Annotated in this window: 3 protein-coding genes and 1 pseudogene; 1 reads left to right on the top strand and 3 read right to left on the bottom strand. The window is 66.5% G+C overall.

What is annotated here, in order from left to right:
- A pseudogene (locus AUR66_RS08210) lies at positions 1-177 on the bottom strand (carbohydrate kinase family protein); the annotation flags it as partial.
- 133 nt (positions 178-310) lie between these two features.
- Complete coding sequence (locus tag AUR66_RS08205) at positions 311-1,123, bottom strand: DUF63 family protein (RefSeq protein ID WP_058571973.1); 813 nt, start codon at positions 1,121-1,123, stop codon at positions 311-313.
- A 66-nt stretch (positions 1,124-1,189) separates the two neighbouring features.
- Between AUR66_RS08205 and deoC the strand changes: the two genes are divergently transcribed.
- On the top strand, positions 1,190-1,828 hold the full coding sequence (gene deoC / locus AUR66_RS08200; RefSeq protein WP_058571972.1) for a deoxyribose-phosphate aldolase: 639 nt from the start codon (positions 1,190-1,192) through the stop codon (positions 1,826-1,828).
- Positions 1,829-1,860: 32 nt separating this feature from the next.
- Here the strand turns inward: deoC and AUR66_RS08195 are convergent, their stop codons facing one another.
- Positions 1,861-3,069, bottom strand: a complete 1,209-nt coding sequence (locus AUR66_RS08195; protein WP_058571971.1) for an outer membrane protein assembly factor BamB family protein — start codon at positions 3,067-3,069, stop codon at positions 1,861-1,863.
- Between the last annotated feature and the right edge of the window lie 44 nt (positions 3,070-3,113).

Genomic DNA, 3,113 nt, shown 5'->3' with positions numbered 1-3,113 from the left:
CCCGAGGAGTGCCGTCGGGAGGTCTAATCCGACGAGGCCGCTCGCGACGTTCGCGGCGCTTCCGCCGCCTGCTCCGACGCGAGACTCGACCGTTGCTTCCCCGTCTGGGTCCGGGAGGGCGTCCACGCGGAGGGTGACGTCCCAGTTCACGTGGCCGGCACAGATAACTCGGGACATGCGTCCACGTCAATCGTTTCGCCGCGCAGATAACTCTCTCGGGTCGCTAGAGGTCCGCTTGATTTGAGTGAGGGGAGAGAGAGAACATCGACCTACCACAGCACCGAACCGACGAGGAGCGTGTTCCCCCGCGTTAGGCACCCGAGATGGCGAACAACAACAGGTTGTGAACGCCGGGGCCGAGACCCACCGCGGCGACGAAGCCCAACAATAGGGCACCTTCGGTCGGTTCCTCGTGGATGTAGTCGGCGAGAAGCCACACGACGAGACCCACGACGGCGAGTTTCACGAGGACGAAGAGCCACCCGACACCGATGATATCTGCCGTCGGGAGCATCCCCGAAACTTCGAGGATGACCCGCGAGAGGGGCGTTCGCTCGCCGAACCCGAGCACATCGATACCGACGGCAGTCGAGATAGCGTCGAGTGCATGGCCGAAGATGGCGAGGACACCGAGTGCTCCGGCGGCGGCCGATTCGGGCGCGATTCGTTTCAGAACCGCCCACATCGCCGGGGTGACGAGTACCGCGACGACGAAGGCGATACCCGGCCAGAGGATGCTGAGCGTGCCCGCAGCGAGGGCGCTCCCGAGTGCGAGTACGACGAGGCCGACGGCGAGAGCGACGCCGGGAATAGCGAGATTTCGAGCAGTCGCGGCGTCCACGGCGTCGAGTCCCAACCACGTCGCCCCGGCGAGGACGGCGACTGTCAGGTAGACTGCGGGCGTCCCAGCGAACGGGTCGATAGCGGGTGGGAGCAGGCCGACGACGTAGAAGACGTGGAGCGCCGACCCCGCGACCATCCACGGGACGAGTGCGAGGACGTGCCCCTCCGAGACGGACGGGCGCGTTCTGACGAGGCCGACACCGACACCGACGAGTCCGGCGACGAGGACGACGAGATACGGCAGTGGGGGAAGCGCGAATCCTTCGGGGAGGATGGCCATGCAGGAGGCCCGATGGGGCGCAGTGAAAGCCTTACGTTCTTTAGGTCCCCGTCGCCTCCTCCCGATATGAATCGAGACGACCTCGCGCCCCGTATCGACCACACGGTCCTCGGCCCCGAGACGACGATGGCAGACGTCGAGCACGTCCTCGACGACGCCGACGAGTGGGGGATGAACGCCTGCATCCCGCCGTGCTACGTCGAAGAGGCGGCCGAGTACGCACCCGACGTGCTTCTCGCGACGGTCGTCGGGTTCCCACACGGACAGAACACGACGGCCGCGAAGCGCCAAGAGGCCGTCGACGCGTGGCAGTCCGGTGCCGACGAACTGGACATGGTCATCAACGTCGGCCGACTCAAAGCCGGTGAGGACGAAGTCGTCACCGAAGACATCTCGGAAGTCGTCGCCGCCGTCCCCATCCCGGTGAAGGTCATCATCGAGACGGAACTCCTGACCGAAGACGAGAAACACCGCGCCTGTGAGGCGGCCCGTGAGGCCGACGCCGCGTTCGTCAAGACCTCCACTGGATTCGCCGACGGCGGCGCGACAGTCGAAGACGTGGAACTCATGGCCGAGTATCTCCCCGTGAAGGCGTCCGGCGGCGTTGGGTCGTACGAGGACGCACTGGCGATGTTCGAAGCGGGTGCAGAGCGCATCGGTGCCTCCTCGGGCGTCGAAATCGTCTCGGGCGCGCCGGACGAATAACCGCCCACGCGTCTCACTCTCCCGCCACGCGTTCACTCTCTTCGGAGCGCGACCAATCTCGCCGACCCGTCTTCTGGCCCCGATTCGACGACGAACAGTGAGTCGTGCGCAGGTGTCGGTCCGGTCGTGGCACCACCTTCGAGTGAGTACTTCCAGCGGTGATTACCGAGTCGCGCGTCGCCGACGCCAACGCCGCCAGCACGGTCGTAGGCGACGACGCCGCCGTCGTCGCTCGTGTCCGAGACGAAAATCGTGTCGCCGGCCCCTGCCGGTGGGGCGAAGAAGTCACCGTCGGCCTTCCACGACGGTGACCCGTCGTCGACGTCGTAGGCGTGGATGCCGCTCCCATCGGTCGAAAACACGTTGTCTGGGCCGACGACCACCGAGCGATGCGGTGAGGATGCTTCTCGGTGCCAGCCGATTCGGCCGGCGCGGGCAGCACCTCGAAGACGGGCGACGCCGGCCCCGAACGCGCCGGCAACGACGTCGCCCCCGCGGGTGGTGGCGAGTGACTGAATCATTCCGGGTAGTTTCGTCCGCCACATTCCAGTCGGTTGGTGTCCCGGTCCGCCGTCGAGGAGTGCGACGACTTCTCCTGCTTCGGTGCCGACGACGACTTCGTCCCACCGGGAAGCGAGTCGAATCGCCGGTCCGAACACACGGGTCTTCCACTCGACAGCCCCGTCGCTCGCTCGAATCCGGAAGACGTAGCCGTCGGTGTCGGCGGCGTAGACGTGGTCGTCGTCTGGATTCGCCCGGACGATGGATGCACGAACGCTCGACTCGGTCGGTGCGTGCCACGCCTCCTCGCCGTCGTGGGTGAACGCGAGGACGCCCGTCCGCTCTCCTGTCTGCCCGATGTAGACGAGGTCGGCGTCGATGGTCACCGGCGACCTGAACGCACTTCGTGACTCGACGTCGACCGACCAACGTTCCGTGCCGTCGTCGACGGCGAACGCACGGAGTCGTTTACTGGTCGCATAGTAGACCGTGTCCTCGTAGACCGTCGGACGCCCGAGTGCCAGCCCACCGACGTCGACACCCCACGCCTCACTTGGTTTCGAGGATGGGCCGACTGCACGCGGATTGTAGCTGGTTCCTTCGGGCGAGAAGTTCGGGTGTGGCCAGTCGGCGCGCCCCTCGCCTGTCGAGCCTTCGTCGTCACCGCCGAGACACCCCGCGAGTCCGGCGAGTGTGCCCGCACCGACTGCTCTGAGCGCGTCTCGTCTGGTGAGTCTCACGCCGCCTCACCTCCTGCCGTCGCCGTGGTTCCAGACGCCGACTG

Source organism: Haloferax profundi (genome assembly GCF_001469865.1).
Taxonomy (GTDB): Archaea; Halobacteriota; Halobacteria; order Halobacteriales; family Haloferacaceae; genus Haloferax; species Haloferax profundi.
This window is presented reverse-complemented; position numbering and strand designations above follow the sequence as displayed.